General features: G+C 72.6%; 19 protein-coding genes and 2 tRNA genes. 17 read left to right on the forward strand and 4 right to left on the reverse strand.

The window, feature by feature from the left end; all coding sequences use genetic code 11:
• Positions 1 to 52 precede the first annotated feature (52 nt).
• A complete protein-coding gene (locus tag ACIPSA_RS05580) occupies positions 53 to 1,492 on the forward strand; it encodes a hypothetical protein (RefSeq protein ID WP_402628942.1) in 1,440 nt (479 codons plus the stop codon).
• A gap of 517 nt (positions 1,493 to 2,009) precedes the next feature.
• Here ACIPSA_RS05580 and ACIPSA_RS05585 read toward each other — a convergent pair.
• On the reverse strand, positions 2,010 to 2,606 hold the full coding sequence (locus tag ACIPSA_RS05585) for a histidine phosphatase family protein (RefSeq protein WP_402628944.1): 597 nt from the start codon (positions 2,604 to 2,606) through the stop codon (positions 2,010 to 2,012).
• A gap of 218 nt (positions 2,607 to 2,824) precedes the next feature.
• Here ACIPSA_RS05585 and ACIPSA_RS05590 point away from each other — a divergent pair, with 218 nt between their 5' ends.
• The 8 genes from ACIPSA_RS05590 (at position 2,825) to ACIPSA_RS05625 (ending at position 9,276) form a co-directional block, all read left to right on the forward strand.
• On the forward strand, positions 2,825 to 3,778 hold the full coding sequence (locus ACIPSA_RS05590; RefSeq protein WP_402628946.1) for a phosphatase PAP2 family protein: 954 nt from the start codon (positions 2,825 to 2,827) through the stop codon (positions 3,776 to 3,778).
• A 1-nt stretch (position 3,779) separates the two neighbouring features.
• On the forward strand, positions 3,780 to 4,910 hold the full coding sequence (locus ACIPSA_RS05595) for a hypothetical protein (RefSeq protein WP_402629517.1): 1,131 nt from the start codon (positions 3,780 to 3,782) through the stop codon (positions 4,908 to 4,910).
• Complete coding sequence (locus ACIPSA_RS05600) at positions 4,901 to 6,490, forward strand: hypothetical protein (RefSeq protein ID WP_402628948.1); 1,590 nt, start codon at positions 4,901 to 4,903, stop codon at positions 6,488 to 6,490. Before ACIPSA_RS05595 ends, ACIPSA_RS05600 begins: the two co-directional genes overlap by 10 nt.
• Positions 6,487 to 7,824 carry an AAA domain-containing protein gene (locus tag ACIPSA_RS05605; protein WP_402628949.1) on the forward strand — a complete coding sequence of 446 codons (1,338 nt, stop codon included), beginning with the start codon at positions 6,487 to 6,489 and terminating at the stop codon, positions 7,822 to 7,824. The genes ACIPSA_RS05600 and ACIPSA_RS05605 overlap by 4 nt, the downstream gene beginning before the upstream one ends.
• A complete protein-coding gene (locus ACIPSA_RS05610; protein ID WP_402628951.1) occupies positions 7,821 to 7,967 on the forward strand; it encodes a hypothetical protein in 147 nt (48 codons plus the stop codon). Before ACIPSA_RS05605 ends, ACIPSA_RS05610 begins: the two co-directional genes overlap by 4 nt.
• 182 nt (positions 7,968 to 8,149) lie before the next feature.
• Positions 8,150 to 8,521 (forward strand): hypothetical protein, encoded by a 372-nt coding sequence (locus ACIPSA_RS05615; RefSeq protein ID WP_402628953.1) that lies wholly within the window; start codon positions 8,150 to 8,152, stop codon positions 8,519 to 8,521.
• A gap of 109 nt (positions 8,522 to 8,630) precedes the next feature.
• Positions 8,631 to 9,212 carry a bifunctional DNA primase/polymerase gene (locus tag ACIPSA_RS05620; protein ID WP_402628955.1) on the forward strand — a complete coding sequence of 194 codons (582 nt, stop codon included), beginning with the start codon at positions 8,631 to 8,633 and terminating at the stop codon, positions 9,210 to 9,212.
• Positions 9,203 to 9,276, forward strand: a tRNA-Lys gene (locus ACIPSA_RS05625). The genes ACIPSA_RS05620 and ACIPSA_RS05625 overlap by 10 nt, the downstream gene beginning before the upstream one ends.
• Positions 9,277 to 9,426: 150 nt before the next feature.
• On the opposite strand, the gene ACIPSA_RS05630 is transcribed toward ACIPSA_RS05625, so the two are convergent.
• Positions 9,427 to 10,641: a M6 family metalloprotease domain-containing protein gene (locus ACIPSA_RS05630; RefSeq protein ID WP_402629520.1), complete on the reverse strand. Its 1,215-nt coding sequence runs from the start codon at positions 10,639 to 10,641 to the stop codon at positions 9,427 to 9,429.
• Between the two features lie 361 nt (positions 10,642 to 11,002).
• Here ACIPSA_RS05630 and ACIPSA_RS05635 point away from each other — a divergent pair, with 361 nt between their 5' ends.
• Positions 11,003 to 12,844, forward strand: coding sequence for a putative bifunctional diguanylate cyclase/phosphodiesterase (locus tag ACIPSA_RS05635; RefSeq protein ID WP_402628956.1), 1,842 nt, complete (start codon positions 11,003 to 11,005; stop codon positions 12,842 to 12,844).
• Here ACIPSA_RS05635 and ACIPSA_RS05640 read toward each other — a convergent pair.
• Together ACIPSA_RS05640 and ACIPSA_RS05645 are read right to left on the reverse strand one after the other, a co-directional pair.
• Positions 12,823 to 13,929 carry an LLM class flavin-dependent oxidoreductase gene (locus ACIPSA_RS05640; RefSeq protein ID WP_402628958.1) on the reverse strand — a complete coding sequence of 369 codons (1,107 nt, stop codon included), beginning with the start codon at positions 13,927 to 13,929 and terminating at the stop codon, positions 12,823 to 12,825. The two genes, ACIPSA_RS05635 and ACIPSA_RS05640, sit on opposite strands and share 22 nt — an antisense overlap.
• Positions 13,930 to 14,406: 477 nt before the next feature.
• On the reverse strand, positions 14,407 to 15,138 hold the full coding sequence (locus ACIPSA_RS05645; protein ID WP_402628959.1) for a decarboxylase: 732 nt from the start codon (positions 15,136 to 15,138) through the stop codon (positions 14,407 to 14,409).
• A 211-nt stretch (positions 15,139 to 15,349) separates the two neighbouring features.
• On the opposite strand from ACIPSA_RS05645, the gene ACIPSA_RS05650 reads away from it, so the two are divergent.
• The 7 genes from ACIPSA_RS05650 (at position 15,350) to ACIPSA_RS05680 (ending at position 20,583) form a co-directional block, all read left to right on the forward strand.
• Positions 15,350 to 16,297, forward strand: a complete 948-nt coding sequence (locus ACIPSA_RS05650; RefSeq protein WP_402628961.1) for a D-2-hydroxyacid dehydrogenase — start codon at positions 15,350 to 15,352, stop codon at positions 16,295 to 16,297.
• 102 nt (positions 16,298 to 16,399) lie between these two features.
• Complete coding sequence (gene ehuB, locus ACIPSA_RS05655; protein WP_402628963.1) at positions 16,400 to 17,323, forward strand: ectoine/hydroxyectoine ABC transporter substrate-binding protein EhuB; 924 nt, start codon at positions 16,400 to 16,402, stop codon at positions 17,321 to 17,323.
• Positions 17,320 to 18,048, forward strand: coding sequence for an ectoine/hydroxyectoine ABC transporter permease subunit EhuC (ehuC, locus tag ACIPSA_RS05660; RefSeq protein WP_402628965.1), 729 nt, complete (start codon positions 17,320 to 17,322; stop codon positions 18,046 to 18,048). Before ehuB ends, ehuC begins: the two co-directional genes overlap by 4 nt.
• Positions 18,045 to 18,695 (forward strand): ectoine/hydroxyectoine ABC transporter permease subunit EhuD, encoded by a 651-nt coding sequence (ehuD, locus tag ACIPSA_RS05665; RefSeq protein WP_402628967.1) that lies wholly within the window; start codon positions 18,045 to 18,047, stop codon positions 18,693 to 18,695. Before ehuC ends, ehuD begins: the two co-directional genes overlap by 4 nt.
• Positions 18,685 to 19,467: an ectoine/hydroxyectoine ABC transporter ATP-binding protein EhuA gene (ehuA, locus tag ACIPSA_RS05670; RefSeq protein ID WP_402628968.1), complete on the forward strand. Its 783-nt coding sequence runs from the start codon at positions 18,685 to 18,687 to the stop codon at positions 19,465 to 19,467. The genes ehuD and ehuA overlap by 11 nt, the downstream gene beginning before the upstream one ends.
• Positions 19,468 to 19,663: 196 nt before the next feature.
• Positions 19,664 to 20,422, forward strand: coding sequence for an IclR family transcriptional regulator (locus tag ACIPSA_RS05675; RefSeq protein ID WP_402628970.1), 759 nt, complete (start codon positions 19,664 to 19,666; stop codon positions 20,420 to 20,422).
• Positions 20,423 to 20,509: 87 nt separating this feature from the next.
• A tRNA-Lys gene (locus tag ACIPSA_RS05680) sits at positions 20,510 to 20,583 on the forward strand.
• Positions 20,584 to 20,603 lie beyond the last annotated feature (20 nt).

Consider the following 20,603-nt stretch of genomic DNA (forward strand, 5'->3'; position numbering starts at 1 on the left):
GTTTCACACTGAATCCGGCACGGTTCGACGGTTCGCACGAGAGGACCCGGCCATGGAGTCGTCAACCGCGACCTCGTCACAGTCCGAACGGCCACCACGGCCGAACCTCGCCTTCCGGCGCCTGCGCGGCCGGCGGTCACCCGCCGAGTTCGCGGCGCTGGTGCGGCGGGCCGCCCGCGAGATCGGCGAGCGGGTCAGCTGTGACGCGCGCTACATCGGCCGGGTCGAGGCGGGCGAGATCCGCTGCCCGAACTATGCGTACGAACGGGTGTTCCTGCACATGTTCCCCGGCCGCACGCTCGCCGACCTCGGCTTCGCGCCGCGCTCGTCCGTCCGCGGACGAGGGGCGCGCCCGGCCGGGGAAGCGCCCCCCTCGTGCATCACGAGTCCGGCGTCCACCACGAGTGAGACGCGGGGGGCCCACGAGCCGTATGACACGCAGGACCCGTACGACACGCACGAGAACCACGAGGAGAGCGACGTGCTACGTCGCGCATTCATGACCGGCGGGGGCGCCACGGTGGCCGCCGCGCTGGGCCCGTTCGGGCTCACCATCGACGCCGCGGCCGCCGACCGGCCGAGCCGCCGCGCCGGGTCCGGGGAGGCGTCCGCGCTCGAAGAGGCCGTCCGCAGAATCCGGCTGCTCGACGACCGGCACGGCGCGGACGGTCTCTACCGGCGCGCGGCCGCTCCGCTGCGCGCCGCGTACGCGCTGCTGGACGCCGGCGCGACTCGGCAGACGACCGCCGACAGACTGCATTCGGGCGCCGGTGAACTCGCCATCTCGGTGGGCTGGCTGGCACACGACTCCGGGCGCTTCGACGACGCCCGCTCGCACTACGCGGAGGCGCTCGCGACCGCCCGGATGACCGGGGACGACGCCCTGGAGGCCCACGCCTTCTGCAACACGGCGTTCCTCGCCCGGGACGCGGGCCGGCCCCGGGAGGCGGTGCGGGCGGCGCAGGCCGCGCAGCGGGCGGGGCGCTCGCTGGGCTCCGCGCGCCTGATGTCGCTGCTCGCGCTGCGCGAGGCGGGCGGCTGGGCGGGGCTCGCCGACCGCACCGGGTGCGAACAGGCGCTGGCCCGCGCGCAGGCCCTCTACGAGCGAGGCCACTCGGACGCCGATCCCGAGTGGATGAGCTTCTACGGAGAGGCCGAACTGGAGGGGCTGGAGGCGCAGTGCTGGTCGACACTGGGCGACTGGCCGCGGGCGGCCCGGCACGCACGCCGGGCCGCCCAGCTCCAGGACCCCCACTTCACCCGGAACATCGCCCTGTACACCGCCGAGCTCACCGACGACCTCGCGCGCGGGGGGCGGCCCGACGAGGCGGCGTCGGCCGGGATGCGCGTCCTCGACCTGCTGGACCAGGTCCAGTCCTCCCGCATCCAGACGATGCTCGCGGGCACAGCACGGGTGCTGCTGCCGCACCGGCGGGCGTCGGGGGTGTCGGAGTTTCTGGAGAGACACGCCTCGCTGCCGCGCCCGGTGTGAAGCCGGGTCGTCGGGCGACCGCCGGGTGCGGGGCAAGGGGTTACGGCGGTGCGGCCGGTTGCCGCGTACGCCGTGCGGCTGGGGCGGGAGGGCCGCACGGCAGTCGCCCGACCGCGTGTCCGCACACCGGCCGACGTCTGCGCACGGCATACGGCATCTCACGAACAGCACTGCCAGCCATCCCCGATGCACGACCGGCCAACGCGCACAGCACCCGCCGGACCGACTACCGCATAAACCCTGCGACCGACCGGGAACGGGCCCGCAAAACCGCACACCGGCCGACGTACACGGATGTCATACGGCAAACCGCCACCAGCACCGCAATCCCACGACAGCCAACCGACCAAGGCGCACGGCACCCGCACGGGAGCGCGTCAGCGGTGGGTCGGTCGGGGACGGGGGTCCGCAGAGGGCGGTCGGCGCGGCGGCCGGTCGGCGCGTGCGGTGTGCGGTCGGCCGGGCAGGTTCGCGGGGCAGGCAGGCAGTCGGCCGGGGCGGGCTGCGGTCGCGTGGGCTACGCGGCCAGGTGTCCCAGGTCGTTCCAGCTCTCGATCGCCGGTTCGCCGTAGGCCCAGCCCAGGACCGACAGGGACGTGGGGTTGAGCCGGATCCGGGCGGCGAAGTCGAGCGGCAGACCCAGCCATCTCGCCCCTATGGAGCGCAGGATGTGCCCGTGGGCGAAGACCAGGACGTCGCGGTCCGCGGACCGGGCCCAGGCCACCACCTCGTCCGCCCTCGCCGTCACCTCGGCGAGGGTCTCGCCCTCGGGCACACCGTCGCGCCAGATCAGCCAGCCGGGCCGGACGGCCTGGATGTCGGCGGGGGTCATGCCCTCGTAGGCGCCGTAGTCCCACTCCAGAAGCGTGTCCCAGACCTGCGCGCGCCCACCGAACCCGGCGAGTTCGCACGTCTCACGCGCGCGTGCCAGCGGACTCGTGCGCACCTCGACACCGGGCAGCCCGTCGAACGGCCCCCGGTGCAGCCGCTCGCCCAGCAGCTTGGCACCCCGCCGCCCCTCGTCGAGGAGCGGAACGTCGGTCCTGCCGGTGTGCTTGCCGGACAGCGACCACTCCGTCTGTCCGTGCCGGGCCAGCAGGATGCGCGGTGCCATGGGTGACCTTTCCGGGAGGAGATGTGGGAGGAAGTGACAGAAGCCGAGAAATCGGAGGCGGAACCCCTCCATCATGGCGCACCCTGTCCGCGGGCAACCCGGCGGGAGATCTCTGCGTCTTTGAGGGCTGAGCACCCGGCGAGGGACTGACGCGTACACCGTAAAGTGTCCCGGTCGGCCCACCGGGCGCCGAGGAACAGAAGGGGGAGGGCGATCGGATGCCGCAGACCGAGACACCGGGCACCGAGGTGTCCCCGCGAACCCGGCTGCGCTGGTGGACCGAGCTGCCCCTGATCCTCCTGGTGTACGGCTGCTACTCGGCCGGCCGCCTCCTTGCCCGGACCGACGTCGGCGGCGCCGTCGACCACGGCCTCGCGATCCTGCGCATCGAGAAGGCCCTGCACATCAACGCCGAGCACCCGCTCAACCGGCTGTTCACCCGCGAGGCGTGGCTCGGCGTGCCGGCCGACTTCTGGTACGCGTCGCTGCACTACCTGGTCACGCCCGCGATCCTGGTGTGGCTGTTCCGGCACCGCACCGAGTTCTACCGCGCGGCCCGCACCTGGCTGATGACGTCCACGTTCATCGGCCTGATCGGCTTCACGCTGCTGCCGACCTGCCCGCCCCGGCTCCTCTCGGCGGGCCACGGCTTCGTCGACACGATGGCCCAGTACCACTCGTACGGCTGGTGGGGCGGCGAGGCCAGCGCCCCGCGGGGCATGGGCGGCATGACGAACCAGTACGCGGCCATGCCGAGCCTGCATGTGGGCTGGGCACTGTGGTGCGGAGTGATGCTGTGGCGCTACGGCGGCACGCGCATCACGAAGGCCCTCGGCGTCACCTACCCGCTGCTGACCGCGATCGTGGTCATGGGCACCGCGAACCACTACTCGCTCGACGCGGTCGCGGGCGTCGCCGTGATGGGCGTCGGACTGCTGCTCGCGCCGTACGTGATGCGCACCGTGGACCGGGTCAGGGCCCGCCTGGCCCCGAGCGCCTCGGTCGTCGCGGCGCGCTCCGACGGCGCAGGTTCCTCGATTGTCAGTGGCGGATGCCAGACTTCCGCGGGTGAACGAATTCCACGGCAGCGCGAGGAGCGGCTCAGGTCCGCGGCCGAGCCCGACGCCTCTCCCACCGACGCGGGGGACGGCGCTCCGGCAGCGGCTCGCTGAGCTGCGCGGACCGGAGGTACCGGCCAAGGCACTGGACGCGCGCGCCCTCGCGGCGCTCGCCGCCAACCCCGGGTGCCGACGGCGCGCGATCCTCGACGGCGCCGGAGTGGACAAGGTGGCGCTGGCGAGCGCGCTGGGCGCGCCGTCCGCCTTCGGGCAGTCGCAGTTCGCCCTCACCCGGGGCAACGCGTTCGAGGCCCGGGTGAAGGCCGACGGCGGCGCCGAACTGCTGCGGCTGGCGCACACCAGACTGGACCCGGGCGCCGAACCCCCGCACGAGGCCGCTGTGCCGGACCTCTCCGCGATCGGCCCCGAGGGGCGCACGGCGCGTACGGCGCTGGCGCTGCGCGAGGCCGCCGAGGCGCGCGGCACCTGGACGCTGCTCGACCATCCCATGCTCGCCCTCGACGTCGCGGGCTCGCCCGCCTTCCTGGAGCCGGACGCCGTGGTCGTGCACCCGGACGGCAGCTGGACGGTCGTGGAGATCAAGTCGTTCCCGCTGCTGGACGGTTCGGCGGACCCGGCGAAGGTGGGCGCGGCCGCGCGGCAGGCGGCGGTGTACGTGCTGGCGCTGGAGGAGCTCGCGGGCCGCATCGACCCCGCCCCGCGCGTGCGCCACCAGGTCCTGCTCGTCTGCCCGAAGGACTTCTCCAACCTCGCCACCGCGTCCGCCGTCGACGTCCGCAAGCAGCGTGCGGTCACCGCGCGCCAGCTGGCCCGGCTGACCGGCATCCAGGACATCGCCGACGCGCTGCCCGAGGGCACCTGCTTCGCCCCGGAGCTGCCGGCCGAGGAGCTCACGGCCGCGGTCGACGCGGTCCCGGCGGCCTACGCGCCCGAGTGCCTGGCCGCCTGCGAACTGGCCTTCCACTGCCGGGAACGCTCCCGCGCGGCCGGCGCGGTGACCACCCTCGGCCGGCCGGTCCGCGCTGAACTGGGCGGCCTGACCACGGTCGACGACGTGCTGTCGGCGGCCCGCGGCGAGACCGGCGACCCGGACGACCCGGCGGTGGCCGCACTGCGCAGGGCCGCGGTCCTGCGGGCGGAGGCACTGGCGGTCGCCGGTGGGGCGGGCCTTCCCACGGGCGTGCCCGGGGCCCGGCCCGGCCGGGAGGTGGCCCCTTGTCGCTGATCGCCACGCTCGCCCGGCTGGAAGCCATCAGCACCGGCCGCGCCCTTCCCGCCGCCACCGTCCGGCACCGGCATCTGTCCGACCACCCCCTGGTGTTCGTGCCGCTCACCACCGCCGGTGAGGCCGGTGCCCCGCTCGGGGCGCTGGTCGGCACCGACCGGGATGCGCCGCGCCTGCTCGTCGTGCCGCAGCCGCGCGACCGCGACCTGCGCTTCGCGTTCCTCGCCGAGCTGGCCGACGTCGTCCTGCCGTACATCGACTCCTACGCCGACGCCGTCGAGGCCGCCGAGCGTGCGGAGACCGATCCGGAGACCGGCAAGCGGGTCAAGGTCGAGGTCGAACTGTGCGCGGACGCTCCGCAGTTGATCGTTCCGGGCCGCGCGGGTGTGGACTTCGTACGGCTGCTGGGCCGCTCCATGCGGTTCCGCCGCACGGCCGAACAGGAGCCCGAGGCCCCGTACCCCGCGCCGCCCCGGGTGCCGCTGCTCGGTCGGTGGCTGACCCACTTCGGGGAGCGGGCCCGGGTGCCCGGCTCCTCGCTGCTGCTGGCCGCGACCGACGTACTGGCCCGGCACTGGGCGACCGGGCAGTCCGGACTGGAGGACCAGCACCTGGGCGCGCTGCTCGCCTGGATCGACCCGCCCAAGGGCGAGAGCGGCGCCGAGGCGGCTCTGCGCGCGGGGCACGCGCGCGACGCCGACGACCAGCTGCTGTGCCCGCCCGCGGGCCCGGCCACGGACCCGGCGTTCGACAACAAGCTGCTCGCCCCCGCCTTCGAGCGCTACGACCGCGCCCGGGTCGCCCTCGCCGCCGCCGAGGACGGCCTGGAGGCCGACGACCGGCTCGGTGCGCTCACCGCCGCCGAGCGGGAGATCCGTGCCCTGGTGGAGAGCCGTACGCGGCCCACCTGGGACGCGGTGTGGCGCGGGATCGACCTGTTGCGGGCGCTTCCGGAGGGCGCGCACGCCGAGGAGCGGTGGACCCGCGACCGCTGGTCGTTCACCGGCCACCGCGACCGTGTCCTCGCCGGGGAGCCCCCGCAGCCGCGCCGCGACGACGCGGTCACCGCCGCCAACAAACTCGCCACACGCGAACGCGAACAGGCCCGCCTGGAGGCCCAGGAGGCGCTGGACGATCCGCTGGTGATGGCCGGGCGGCGGCTGTCCGGGGAGGCGTTCGCGGGCGAGGTCGTCGCCGTCGTCATGGCGTACAGCGAGGGCAAGCGGCCCAGCCCGCGCCCGCTGGTCACCGTCCGCACGGACGACCGGCCGCATCTCGGGGAGCGGGCGAAGGTGTACCGCTCGCTGGGCGGAAAGCCGCAGGCGGCCGAGTTCGTCGGTCACGAGGACGAGGGGCTGGTCGTGCTGCGGATCGTCGACAAGATGGGCCGTGGCAAGGAGCCGGAGGAGGGATCCGTGCCGGAGAAGGGCGACCGGCTCTGCTTCACGCTGTTCGAGCACGAGCAGCGGGGCGGGGCCAAGCTGCCCGACCCGGAACAGACACCGTGGACCCACGGCGGACCGCCGGGCGAGGCCGTCGCCGAGGCCGCCGACGCCGTGACCGAGGAGGACGTGCTGTGACGGCGCCGCCCTTCGACCCCGGTACGGCGGCCGCCCGCGCCACCGACGCGATCCTCCGCGACACCCTGCACGGCACCGACCGGGGTGTGGTCGTGGACTCGCCGCCCGGCGCCGGCAAGTCCACGCTCGTCGTCCGCGCGGCGCTCGAACTCGCCGACGCCGGGCGTCCGCTCATGGTGGTCGCGCAGACCAACGCCCAGGTCGACGACCTGGTCGTCCGGCTCGCCGAGAAGAACCCGGACCTGCCCGTCGGCCGCCTGCACAGCAGCGACGCCGAGCCGTACGACAAGGTGCTGGACGACCTGGCGAACGTACGGAAGTCGGCGAAGGCGGCGGACCTGACGGGCATCCCGGTCGTCCTGTCCACCGCCGCGAAGTGGGCGCACGTCAAGGTGGACGAGCCGTGGCGGCACGCGATCGTCGACGAGGCGTACCAGATGCGCTCGGACGCGCTGCTCGCCGTGGCCGGGCTGTTCGAGCGGGCGCTGTTCGTGGGCGACCCGGGGCAGCTGGACCCGTTCGCGATCGTGGGCAGCGAGCAGTGGGCCGGGCTGTCGTACGACCCCTCGGCCTCGGCGGTGTCGACGCTGCTCGCGCACAACCCGGAGCTGCCGCAGCACCGCCTCCCGGTGTCCTGGCGGCTCCCCGCCTCGGCGGCCCCCTTGGTCTCGGACGCCTTCTACCCCTACACGCCGTTCCGCAGCGGCACGGACCACGGCGACCGCCGTCTCACCTTCGCGGTCCGGTCGGACGGCTCCGGCCCGGACCGGGTGATCGACGAGGCGGCGGAGTCGGGCTGGGGCCTGCTGGAGCTGCCCGCCCGGCACACTCCCCGCACCGACCCGGAGGCGGTGCGGGCGGTGGCGACGGTCGTACGACGGCTGCTGGACCGCGGCGGCGCGGCCACGTCGGAACGCTCGCCCGAGCCCGCTCCCCTGACCGCGGACCGGATCGCGGTCGGCACGGCACACCGGGACCAGGCGGCGGCGGTGCGGGCGGCGCTGGCGGAGCTGGGTGCGGCGGACGTCACCGTCGACACCGCGAACCGTCTGCAGGGCCGGGAGTTCGACGTCACGGTGGTCCTCCACCCGCTCTCCGGCCGCCCCGACGCCACCGCCTTCCACCTGGAGACGGGCCGCCTGTGCGTCCTCGCCTCCCGGCACCGCCATGCCTGCATCGTGGTCTGCCGGGCAGGCGTGACCGACCTCCTGGACGACTACCCGTCGACAGAACCGGTCCAGTTGGGGACGGTGGTGAAGTTTCCGGACGGCTGGGAGGCGAACCATGCGGTGCTGGCACACCTCGGCGAACACAAGGTCGCCTGGCGGCCATGACCACCACACCCCACGCCCCAACCCCCCGGCCGGAGGACGGCACGCCGCCGGAGGCGGCCGATGAACACAGCCCGGACGGCTGGGAGGCGAACCATGCGGTGCTGGCACACCTCGGCGAACACAAGGTCGCCTGGCGGCCATGACCACCACACCCCACGCCCCAACCCCCCGGCCGGAGGACGGCACGCCGCCGGAGGCGGCCGTTGAACACAGCCCGGACGGCGGCCCATGAGTGCCTCCGTGGGCCCCTTGCGCGGGCGCGGGACAATGGACGGTGGCCCACCCAGTAGGCGGCGCCCATCGAACCGTATGAGGAGGAGAAGACATGGCGGAGCCCACGCCGCGTCGGAACGAACCGCGGCTACGCCCCGCGCCCCTGCTCTTCGAACCCGTGGAGGCGGTCTCCGACCCTGAGCACTTCTTCGCCCTGGAGTCGATCGATGATCCGCGTGCCCTGCTGGCGCGGGCGACAGAGCTGATGCAGGCGTTCAGTGCGGCCGCCGACCGGGCGATGGAGTTCCAGGCCCTCGCCGCGGCGCAGCTGGCCGATCCCCGGCGGTTCGACCGTCTGACCCCGGCGGACATCGCGGAGCGGGCGGAGTGGACCGAGGACTACGCCAAGAGGATGGTCGAGTTCGGGCGGGACCTGATGCGGGGCGCCGATGCCGAGGGCAGGGGTACCGCCGATCCCGTGTGAGCCCCGCACGGCATATGCCAGGCGGGCAAGATACCCCTCCCCGTCCCCTCCCGTCCCCGTTTTTCGCAACCCTCCGGAAGGGCTCGCTCACCGGCGGTAGATATGCCCCATGAGCAGCACACGGAATGTCACCTCCGACGGCGCCGCCTGGCTCGCCTCTGCCGGAACGTATCCGCGCGGCACACTCGCGTTCTGGGCGGAGCGGCCGGACGCACCGGTGGTCCTGCCCTGCGGTGCCGCCTTCGACGTGGTGAACGTGCCGGCGATCTTCGGACGCCGGATGCTGGACCGGCTGTGGGACGAGGGGCCGGGATCAGGACCGGTCGCGGTGTTCCGGGGCCGGATGCTCCTGTTCGCCGCGCCGGGCACGGCACAGCGGCTGCCCTCGCTGCTGGACTGGGAGGAGTGGGGGACGCCGGAGGGCGAGGGCGGCCGTACGGGAGACGTTCCGCCGCTGCTCTGCCACGGCACCGGGGACGCCGTGACCGTCCCGGCCCTCGCGGGCGACGGCTCACCCGCCCCGGGCGGCTCCCGGTGGCTGGTCGCCCCCGACACCCGGCACCCGTGGCTGCCCGGCCCCGAGGTCCTGCTCTGGGCGGCCGTACGGGCGGCCCGCGCAGTCGTGCGGATATCGATTTTTCCTCCCGCCGATCAGGGTGCTAAGGTCTACGACGTCAGCAGGCGCCGCTAGCTCAGTTGGTTAGAGCAGCTGACTCTTAATCAGCGGGTCCGGGGTTCGAGTCCCTGGCGGCGCACGCATCGACGATGGCGGGTCGAGTTCGAAAGAACTTGATCCGCCATCGTTGTTTCTCTCAACCTTTCACAGGCCGATCTTTCACAGGCCAACCTTTCGCAAGCTCCGCCTGCCCAAGGCCAACGTTTCGCACGGCGTCGCATGCGGACGCTCAGCCGACAACCCCCGGTGTGATCTTCACCGTCCACGCCCCCGAGGCCGTGCGCCCCTCCACCTCCACCTTCACGCCCTCCCCGGGCACCGTGAAGCTCTCCCCGAGGGCGACCGGCGCATCGGCCAGCGGCGGGTACACGGAGCCCTCCCAGCAGGCCTCGGTGTGCGGGTGGGCGTCCACGACCTCGACCGGCCCGCCCCCGGACTCGGCCCCGCCCCGCACCCGGTACACCAGCACGCCCTGCCGGCAGGACGCCCGGTCGTTCCCGGCCGAGCCCCGCGCCTCGAAGGCCAGCGCGCTGTCGGCGCCGGTGCGCACGACGGCCAGCTTCGTGCCGTCGCCCAGCCCGAACGCCGGAGCGCCGGACAGACCCCGGACGAGGGTCCCCGGTCCGGCGGCGAGGGGTTCGAGGGTGAGCCGCGTGGGCCCGGCCCCCCGTACGCACGTCACCTGCCGGGAGTCGAGCCACCCCAGTTTCCACTTGTGCCAGGCGAAGAGGTCCGGGGACAGCCCGAACTGGCTTCCCATCAGGTCCCAGTCCCCGACGTACGTGTCCCAGTCGCCCTTCCCGTCCGCCGGCCGGTGGTACAGGTCCGGCAGGTCGAACACGTGCCCGGTCTCGTGCGCGAGGACCAGCCGGTCCGGCGGATGGCGTTCGAAGACCGTGACGACCCGCCGTACGTCCTTGCCGTCGACGTGCACCGGAGTGTCCAGGTTGACGACCTTCGTCGCGTCGGAGTCCACGCCGGGCGCGTCCGGGTCGGCCACGAAGTAGACGACGTCGTACCGCGAGAAGTCGACCTCCCCGTCGGCCACGGCGAACGCGTCGCGCAGATAGGCGGCCCGCAGCGCCGGGTTCCAGTCGCGCCGTATGGCGTACGACGTCGCCGGATGCGGCATGCGGAGCCAGTGCGTCAGCGGCTGCGGGCGCAGCGTGAACCTCCCGTAGGAAGCCTGTTCGAAGAAGCGGCTGGTGGCCGGGAAGTGGTCGGCGGTCAGCTGCGCGGGAGTGGTGTGCGGGGTGGAGCCCGGGAAGGCGAGGAACACCAGCACGGCCGAGAGCGAGCCGGTCGGCCGGGTGTAGTCGGGGTTCCAGGTGTCCACGCCCTCCGAGTGGTGGGCGTCGGTCCGGTGCAGTGCGCACGGTGCCGTGGAGAATGGCTCGGCGACCGAGGGACCACTGAGGATCGAGGTCGCGGCGAGCGCCGACATCGCGGTGAACACTGCGGCGGTGCTGCGCAGCTGGGGACGCGGCACGAAAGGACCTCCGGTTGCGGTTCACGGGACACCGCACCCAGCGTGTGTGACTTTGTCGCCCTACGCCCTGTTTGCGTGCACCAGAAGAGTGGGTGACGGTGCATAGGGCCAAGTGGGCGACACCCCGGAGCACTCACGGAACGTCACAAGTGGTCGGGGGCCTGAAGAACCCGTCCAGGTGCGGGCAGAAACGATCTGTCAGAACCGCCGGTTCGTCGGGGACACTGGAGAGTGGCTGGAACGCCCCCGAGCCAGCCCCTATGATCGGCACACTTTCCTGCACGGACAGACATCGAGTGCACGGCGGGAGCGAGCGGTGAGCGGAACGTCCGAAGGGCCGGCACCCGCGGCAGACCTCGACCGGTCGGCCGTCACAGAGAGTGACATCAGTACGTCTCCTCGTGCCGAGTCCCGCCCCGATCCTCCGGCGCACACGTATCGCCCGGTCTTCGCGGCCGCGCCGCTCGCCATGGCCGTCGTCGACCGCGAGGGCCTGGTCGCCGACGCCAACGACGCGTGCGGCGCGCTGCTCGGCACCGACCCCGCCGAGCTCACCGGACGCCTCGCCGCCGACCTGGTGGACCTGGCCTCCGACGCCCGCACCTGGCACGCCTACCGCGAGGTGCTGCGCGGCCGGCAGGCGAAGCTGCGCTGCACCCGGCGGCTGAAGCATCCCGACGGCCACTCGGTGTGGGTGCAGGTCACGGTCGCGCCCCTGGCCGGACCGGAACCCGGTGTCCTGCTGTCCGTCACCGACATCAGCGACCGCCGTGAACTCCAGGCCAGGCTCCGGCACTTGCAGATGCACGACCCGGTGACCCGGCTGCCCAACCGCACGCTGTTCTTCGAGCGCCTGTCGGCCGCGCTGGAGGCGGAGTCGTACGAGCAGAGCGGAACGGGCCGGATCGGCCTGTGCTATCTGGACCTCGACGGCTTCAAGGCGGTCAACGACACCCTCGGCCACCGCGTCGGCGACCGCCTGCTGGCCGCCGTCGCCGAACGCCTGACCAGGGTCGCCGACGAGGCCGGATACGCGAGAACCGGTGTGCCCCTGGTCGCCAGACTCGGCGGCGACGAATTCGCGCTGCTGGTCGAGGACTCGACGGGCACCGAGCAGCTGGCCGACCTCGCCGAGGCGGCCCTGGAGGCCCTCCAGGCCCCCTTCGACCTGGCGGGCCAGCGCCTGTCACTCTCGGCGTCGATCGGCGTCGTGGAACGGCATGCGGCCGGGACGACGGCCACCGGGCTGATGCAGGCCGCCAACACGACCCTGTACTGGGCGAAGGCCGACGGCAAGGCCCGCTGGACCCTGTTCGACCCGGAGCGCAACGCGCACCGGATGACCCGCCAGGCGCTCTCCTCGACGCTCCGCCCCGCCATCGACCGGGGCGAGTTCGCCCTGGAGTACCAGCCGTTGGTCGGCATGGAGGACGGCCGCCTGCGCGGGGTGGAGGCGTTGGTCCGCTGGCATCATCCTCAGTTCGGCACACTGACGCCGAATCGGTTCATCGGATTGGCCGAGGAGGACGGCTCCATCGTCCCGCTCGGCCGCTGGGCCCTGGCGACCGCCTGCCGCCAGGCCCGCCGCTGGCAGCTGGACCACCCCGGCGAGCCCCCGATCTTCGTGAGCGTCAACGTGGCGGTCCGTCAGGTGTGGGACTCGGACCTGGTGGCGGACGTGGCGGAGATCCTCACGGAGACGGGCCTGGCCCCGCACCTGTTGCAGCTGGAGCTGACCGAGTCCGCGGTGATGGGTTCGGCGGGCCGCCCGCTACAGGCCCTCCAGGCCCTCAGCGACATGGGGGTGGGCATCGCCATCGACGACTTCGGCACCGGCTACTCGAACCTGGCGTACCTGAGCCGTCTGCCGGTGTCGGTCCTCAAGCTGGACGGCTCGTTCGTGCGGGGCTTCCAGTACGACGAACCGGGCGACCGCCCGAACCCGGCCGACGAGGTCGTCGTGGAGGCGATGATCCAGCTGGCCCACCGCCTCGGGCTCACGGTCACCGCCGAGTGCGTCGAGACGTCCGCCCAGGCCACCCGGCTCCGGCACATCGGCTGCGACACCGGTCAGGGCTGGCTGTACTCCCGCCCGGTGCCGCCGGATCGTATCTCCGAGCTGCTGGAGACGCAGTCCTACGCGGCCGGCAAGCCGTAGGCGTCCGCGATCAGTTCGTACGAGCGCAGCCGCAGCTCGCCGCGGTGGGCGTGCGAGGTGAGCATCAACTCGTCGGCGCCCGTGCGCTTCTGGAGCGCGTCCAGTCCGGAGCGGACCTCGTCCACGGTGCCGTGCACGATGTTGCCCGTCCAGGACCGGGCGAACTCCTCCTCGTACGGGCTGAATTCGTGCTTCGCGGCCTCGTCCGGGTCGGGGAAGAGCCCCGGGCGGCCGGTGCGCAGCCGGATCATGTTCAGCGCGGTGGCCCGCACCTGCCGGCGCGCTTCCTCCTCCTCGTCGGTGGCGAGGGCGGAGACGCCGATGAGGGCGTAGGGCGCGTCGAGGACGTCGGACGGGCGGAAGGACTCCCGGTACAGGTCGAGGGCCGGGACGGTGTTCTGCGCGGAGAAGTGGTGGGCGAAGGCGAACGGGAGACCCAGCAGGCCGGCCAGCCGGGCGCTGAAGCCGGAGGAACCGAGCAGCCAGATCGGCGGGCGGTGCGGCGACTGGATCCCGCCGGGGGTGGTCCCCTGCACCGGCCCGGGAATCGCGTGGATCCGCGCGTAGGGGTGGCCGTCCGGGAAGTCGTCGTCCAGGAACCGGGTGAGCTCGGCGAGCTGCTCCGGGAAGTCATCGGCGCCTTCGTCGAGGGTGTCGGCACGGCGCAGGGCGGCGGCGGTGGCCCCGTCCGTGCCCGGGGCACGCCCGAGGCCCAGGTCGATCCGGCCCGGGGCCATGGCCTCCAGCGTGCCGAACTGCTCCGCGATGACCAGGGGCGCGTGATTGGGCAGCATGACCCCGCCCGAGCCGAGCCGGATCCGCTCGGTGTGGGCGGCCAGGTGCGCCAGGATCACCGCGGGCGAGGAGGAGGCCACCCCGGGCATGGAGTGGTGCTCCGCGACCCAGTACCGGTGGAATCCCCGCGCCTCCGCGAACCGGGACAGCTCGACGCTGGTACGCAGCGCGTCGGTGGCGGTACGCCCCGCGCCGACGGTCACCAGATCCAGTACGGAGAGGGGGACGGGGGCGGTGCCGTGCGCCGTTCCCCTGATCTCATCTGCCGACACGGTGTGTGCCTCCTGCATTCTCGGCCATGCGCTGTCCTTCGGGGCCTAACAGGAGGCAGACTCCGCTTTATTCCCGACGGGGCGTCTCCCTTCCCGGCAGGGCGTCTCCCTTTCCGGCGAGGCGTCTCCCTTCCCGACGGGGCGTCTCCCTTTCCGGCGAGGCGTCTCCCTTTCCGGCTGGGGCCATCGGATTCCCGGCGCGGGGGCGTCTCCCTTCCCGGCAGGGCGTCTCCCTTCCCGGCGGGGGCCATCGGATTCCCGGCGCGGGGGCGTCTCCCTTCCCGACGGGGTGTCTCCCTTTCCGGCGGGGGGCCACCGCATTCTCTGCGCGGGGGCGTCTCCCTTTCCGGCAGGGCGTCCCCCTTCCCGGCGCAGGGCCACCGCATTCCCGGCGCAGGGACGTGTCCCTTCCCGGCGCGGTGGCGCCCCCCTTCCCGAGGCGAAGGCAGCCCCCTTCCCGAGGCGAAGGCAGCCCCCTTCCCGGGACAGTGGCCGTCACACCTGGATGATGGGCTCCCGGGTGAACAGGGAGCCCAGTTCCGGTGCGTTCACGCGGCGGTCCGTGAGGCGCAGGGCCTCCCAGACCGTGACCTGGTTCGCCGTGAGGACGGGCTTGGAGAGGGCCTTCTCCAGGAGGGGGACGTACGCGGCCGTGTGGAGTGCCGTGTCCGGGAGGAGGACCGCCTCCGCGTCCGGCCCGTCCGCCGCCCGCGCGAGCGTGAGCACGTCCTCCTCGCCCCATGTGCCGACCTCCGCCGCCGACACGGTCCCGGCCGCCCGCACCCCGGTCACCTCCACACCCCCGGCCCGCAGGAAGTCCGTGAACAGGGACGCCACGTCCGCCGGATAGGTCGCCCCGACCGCCACCCGGCCCGCCCCGATCTCCCGGGCCGCGTGCACGAAGGCGAAGGACGTCGAGGAGGCCGGCATACCCGCCTGCCGGGCCAGGGCGCGCACCTGGTCCCGGGCGCCCTCCCAGCCGTACACGAAGCTGCCGCCGGTGGATGCCCACACCACCGTCTCCGCCCCCGCCAGCCGCAGCTCCTCCACGCCCGCCGCCAGCCGCTCCGGCGCGCCGGAGCGCCGCAGCGCCTCCACCCCGTACACGCCCTCGCCGGCGTCGGTGTGGACCGTGTCCACCCGGATGCCGCCGGCCAGAAGCTGCTCGATGCGCGGGTAGTCGTCCTCTGCGAAGTGGCCCGGGTAGAGGAATCCGAGTGCGGTCATGTCCAGCCCTCCTGCGTTCTTCCAGCCTGATACGGCCCCACGGCTCGGGTACCCCGTCATCACGCCGTCGCCCCCAGCGTGACCTGGTTGGCGGACAGCGGAGGGCAACGACTCGTGGGCACGCGTGTGTTGACGAAGGTGGGTCCGGGTGCGAGCGTGGTCAATCCGCGCATGTCAGACACCCGGTCACCCTCGGAGGAACGGCTTGCCGATGCCCGTCCCGACCCTCCTCGTGCTCGACGCCGACCCCCTCCCCCGTCTCGGCCGCCTCACCGGCCGCGCCCGCGTCGTGCACACGGACGCGGCCGGCCTCGCCGAGCGTCTCCCCTCGGCCGACGTCCTGCTGGTCTGGGACTTCACCTCGCACGCGGTGCGCGAGGCCTGGCCGGGCGAGGGCCCGCGTCCGCGCTGGGTGCACACGGCGAGCGCGGGCGTCGACCACCTGATGTGCCCGGAGCTCGCGGCCTGCGACACCGTGGTGACCAACGCGCGCGGGATCTTCGACCAGCCCGTCGCCGAGTACGTCGTCGCCCTCGTCCTCGCGATCGCCAAGGACCTGCCGCGGACCCTGGACCTCCAGCGGGAGCGGACCTGGCGGCACCGCGAGACCCGGCGGCTGGCGGGCACGCGCGCGTGCGTGGTCGGCTCCGGGCCCATCGGCCGCACGATCGCCCGGACGCTGAAGGCCCTCGATGTCACCACCGCTCTCGTCGGGCGCGTCCCGCGCACCGGGATCCACGGACCCGGCGACCTGGACCGGCTGATGTCCCGCGCGGACTGGGTGATCGCGGCGGCGCCGCTGACCGAGCAGACGTACGGCATGTTCGACACCCGCCGCTTCGGCGTGATGCAGCCCTCGGCGTACTTCGTCAACGTCGGCCGCGGCGGCCTGGTCGTCGAGGACGCGCTCGCCGAGGCGCTGTCCAAGCGGTGGATCGCGGGCGCGGCCCTGGACGTGTTCGCCGACGAACCCCTCACTCCCGAGAGTCCGATGTGGCGGATCCCCGGGCTGATCGTGTCCCCGCACATGAGCGGGGACACGGTCGGCTGGCGGGACGAACTCGGCGCGCAGTTCGTGGAGCTGTTCGAGCGGTGGGCCGCGGGCAGACCCTTGGTGAACGTGGTCGACAAGCAGCGCGGGTACGTGCCGGGCCACTAGACCCTGCCGGCCTCCCCGGCAGTCTCCCCGGCGGCCTGCGCGGTTTGTGATGCCCGAGGTTTGCGATGCATAACGTGCGTACTCCCGGGTAGCCGCGCCGCCATGGCTCCACGACTTGGCAGACGGCAACGCACAGCCGGGCCTCCGCCCGGGTCCGGACACTCCCGGCGGTCGGTGCTCGCCGCGCTCGGCGGGCTCGGCGCGCTGGGTGCCGCGGGCTGCACGCGCGTGGCCGACGCGGCCGGCGCGAACGGCGGCGACCTGCTCGACCGGCTCCGGGCGCAGGGTGTCGTACGGCTCGGGATCGCGGGCGAGATCCCCTTCGGGTACATCGACAAGGACGGCCGGCTGACCGGTGAGGCACCGGAGCTGGCGAAGGCCGTCTTCAAGCGGCTCGGGGTCGGGAGGGTCCAGCCGGTGCCGACCGAGTTCGGGTCGCTCATCCCCGGGCTGAACTCCCAGCAGTTCGACGTCGTGGCCGCCGGGATGTATGTCAATCCCGACCGCTGCGAGCAGGTGATCTTCGCCGATCCCGACTACCGGATGCTCGACTCCTTCATCGTGCGCAAGGGCAATCCGAAGGGCCTGCACGACTACAAGGACGTCGTGGCGAAGAAGGCGAGGTTCGCCACCGGGACCGGATACGCGGAGATCCAGTACGCCGTCGAGGCGGGATACAAGGAGAGCGACATCCTGATCGTCCCCGACCAGGTCGCCGGGCTGAACGCCGTGGAGGCCGGACGCGTCGACGTCTTCGCCGGTACGGCGCTCACCACCCGCGAGGTCGTGAAGAAGTCGTCCAAGGCCGAGGCCACCAAGGCCTTCGCCCCGCTCATCGGCGGCCGGCCCCATGTGGACGGGGGCGCGTTCGCGTTCCGGCCGGCCGAGACGCGGCTGCGGGACGCCTTCAACGCGGAGCTGCACCAGCTGAGGAAGAGCGGCGAACTCTTCCGGATCCTGCGGCCGTTCGGCTTCACCAAGGCGGAGATGACCGACCTCACCGCGAAGGAGCTGTGCGGCGGATGACCCCAGGCCTGTGGAAACTCGTACTCGAAGGAGTCTGGACCACCCTCCAGCTGCTGGTGCTCAGCGCGCTGCTGGCCACGACGGTCTCCTTCACCGTGGGCGTCGCCCGCACCCACCGGCTGCGGACCGTCCGCTTCCTCGCCGGCTTCTACACCGAGGTGTTCCGCGGCACCTCGGCCCTCGTGATGATCTTCTGGGTGTTCTTCGTGCTGCCGGTCGCCTTCGGCTGGCAGCTGGTGCCGCTGTGGGCGGGCACACTGGCGCTCGGACTGACGTACGGGGCGTACGGCACGGAGATCGTGCGGGGCGCGCTGAACGCGGTCGACCCGGCCCAGCGGGAGGGCGGTGTCGCGCTGAGCTTCACGCCCTGGCAGCGGCTGCGGCTGATCATGTTGCCGCAGGCGGTGCCGGAGATGATCCCGTCCTTCTGCAACCTGCTGGTCGAGCTGCTCAAGGGCACCGCCCTGGTGTCCATCACCGGCATGGGCGACCTGGCGTTCAGCGGCAACCTGGTGCGGCTGGCGCTGCAGGAGAGCGCGCACATCTACACCTATCTGCTGCTGATCTACTTCGCGATCGCGTTCGTGATCACCCGGCTGATGCGCGGGCTGGAGAAGCGGCTGAAGGCCGGGGTCGGCAAGGATCCCGGGACGGAGGCCTCGGCGCGTGAGCTGAAGCGCGCGCGGACGACCGGGGTCGGGGCCGCGGGCGGTGGTGTCGCGTGAAGTGGGACTGGAGTGCCGTACGCGAGTTCATGCCGCATTTGTGGGACGGTCTGCTGGTCACCCTGGAGGCGCTGGCCCTCGGCTCACTGCTCTCGTTCACCCTGGGGCTGGTCTGGGCGCTGCTGATGCGGACGCCGAGCCGGATCGTGCGCTGGCCGGTGGGGGCAGTGACGGAGTTCGTCCGCAACACCCCGCTGCTGGTGCAGCTGTTCTTCCTGTTCTACGTGCTGCCCGAGTGGGGCCTGACCTTCTCGGCGCCGGCCACCGGTGTCCTCGCGATCGGGCTGCACTACTCGACGTACACGATGCAGGTCTACCGGGCCGGCATCGAGGCGGTGCCCGCCGGGCAGTGGGAGGCGGCGACGGCGCTGAGTCTGCCGGTGCGGCGGACCTGGGCGGTGGTGATCCTGCCGCAGGCCCTGCGCCGGGTCGTGCCGCCGCTCGGCAACTACGTCATCGCGATGCTCAAGGACACGCCGATCCTGATGTCGATCACCGTGCTGGAGATGCTGGGCCAGGCGCGGCTCTTCTCCCAGCAGCACTTCCAGTTCACCGAGCCGGTGACGGTGATCGGCGTGGCCTTCATCGTCGTCTCCTGCCTCGCCTCCCTCCTTCTGCGCACCCTGGAGCGTCGCCTTGTCCGTTGAGACCAGTAAGCAGCCCGTCGCCACCGACATCCGTCCGACCGAGCTGATCCGGCTGGAGGGGGTGACCAAGCGGTTCGGGGACAACACCGTCCTGGACCGGCTGGACCTGTCCGTGCAGGCGGGCCGGCACGTCACCCTGATCGGCCCCTCCGGCTCCGGCAAGACCACGATCCTGCGGCTCCTGATGACCCTCACCGAGCCGGACGAGGGCACGATCACCGTCGACGGACAGCCGCTCTTCCCGGCGCCCGAGAAGCAGGTCCGGGAGGTCCGCAAGAAGATCGGGATGGTGTTCCAGCAGTTCAACCTGTTCCCGAACATGAGCGTGCTGCGGAACGTCACCGAGGCCCCGGTCACCGTCCTCGGCCTGTCGAGGGACGAGGCGGAGGCGCGCGCCCGCGAGCTGCTGGACCTGGTCGGCCTGGCCGACAAGTACGACGCCCGGCCGACCCGGCTGTCCGGCGGCCAGCAGCAGCGGGTGGCGATCGCCCGCGCCCTGGCGATGCGGCCCAAGGTGCTGCTCCTGGACGAGGTGACCTCCGCGCTCGACCCCGAGCTGGTCGCGGGCGTCCTCGACCTGCTCCGGGACATCGCCCGCACCACCGACATCACGATGCTCTGCGTGACCCACGAGATGAATTTCGCCCGGGACATCTCCGACCAGGTCCTTATGTTCGATTCCGGTCGCATCGTCGAGGCGGGCCCGCCGGAACGGATCTTCAGCGATCCGGAGCAGGAGCGGACCCGGGAATTTCTCAGCGCGGTGCTCTGACTACAGGACGTGAACACACGAACACCCGAGGTCTCGACGCCGGGTCATGACTTTGGCATATGCCAGTGTGCCTGCACCGCAGTTGGGAGGGCCACAATCTCGCCAACGCCCCCTCCACATATGGCTCTTGACCGTTATCGTGGAGGGGATTCACCGACCGGATCGCGGCCAAACAGCGAGCGCAGGGGGACCCACCGTGGCGCTGAAGCACGAGCCGACCGCCCCGTACCACTCCACCCAGGACGCCCTGCGCGTCCTGGAGACCGTGGCACAACACTCCGCCGGCGCCACCGACACCGAGCTGGCCCGCCAGACCGGCCTGGCCCCCGAGCGCCTGGCCACGCTGCTGCGCATGCTGCGCCGCGAGGGGTACGTGGAGCAGGCCGCCGACGGCGCCTACGTCACCGGGGAGGCCCTCAGGCGCCTCGGCTCCGCCCACGACCGCGAGCGGGCGCTCGGCGAGAAGCTCCAGCAGACCCTCGACCGGCTGCGCGACTCGCTCGGCGCCGCCGTCTATCTCAGCCGGTATGTCGACGGCGAGGTCAGGATCGGCCAGTACGCCGACGGCCCGGCCACGCCCGCGGTCAACGAGTGGGTCGACTTCCGCTACTCCGCCCACGCCACCGCGATCGGCAAGAGCCTGCTCACCCAGCTCGACCACAACGCCCGCCGCGACCACCTCTCCCGCCACAAGATGGCCCGCCTCACCTCGCGCACCATCACCAGCGACAAGCTCCTGCTCTCCTGCCTGGAGTCCCAGCCGCCGACGGTGCCCGTCCTGGACCTCCAGGAGTACGCGATCGGCACGGTGTGCGCGGCGGTCCCGATCACGGCGGGTTCCTCGGTGGGCTGCCTGGCGCTGTCCCTGCCGCTGGAACACGCACACCGCCTGAAACAGGCGGCCGACGCCCTCAACCGCGGCGCGGCCCCGGTGCTCCTGTCGCTCGCGATCTAGCCCGGGACAAGCTGGTCACGAGCACCCCTCCGGACCAGGTAGTATTTTCTTCGTCGCCAGCCGCGAGGAGCGGATGGCGGGAGTCATGCGCCGCTAGCTCAGTTGGTTAGAGCAGCTGACTCTTAATCAGCGGGTCCGGGGTTCGAGTCCCTGGCGGCGCACGAGAGAGAAGCTCCCCACC

It is taken from the genome of Streptomyces sp. NPDC086549 (genome assembly GCF_044746205.1).
Classification (GTDB): Bacteria; Actinomycetota; Actinomycetes; order Streptomycetales; family Streptomycetaceae; genus Streptomyces.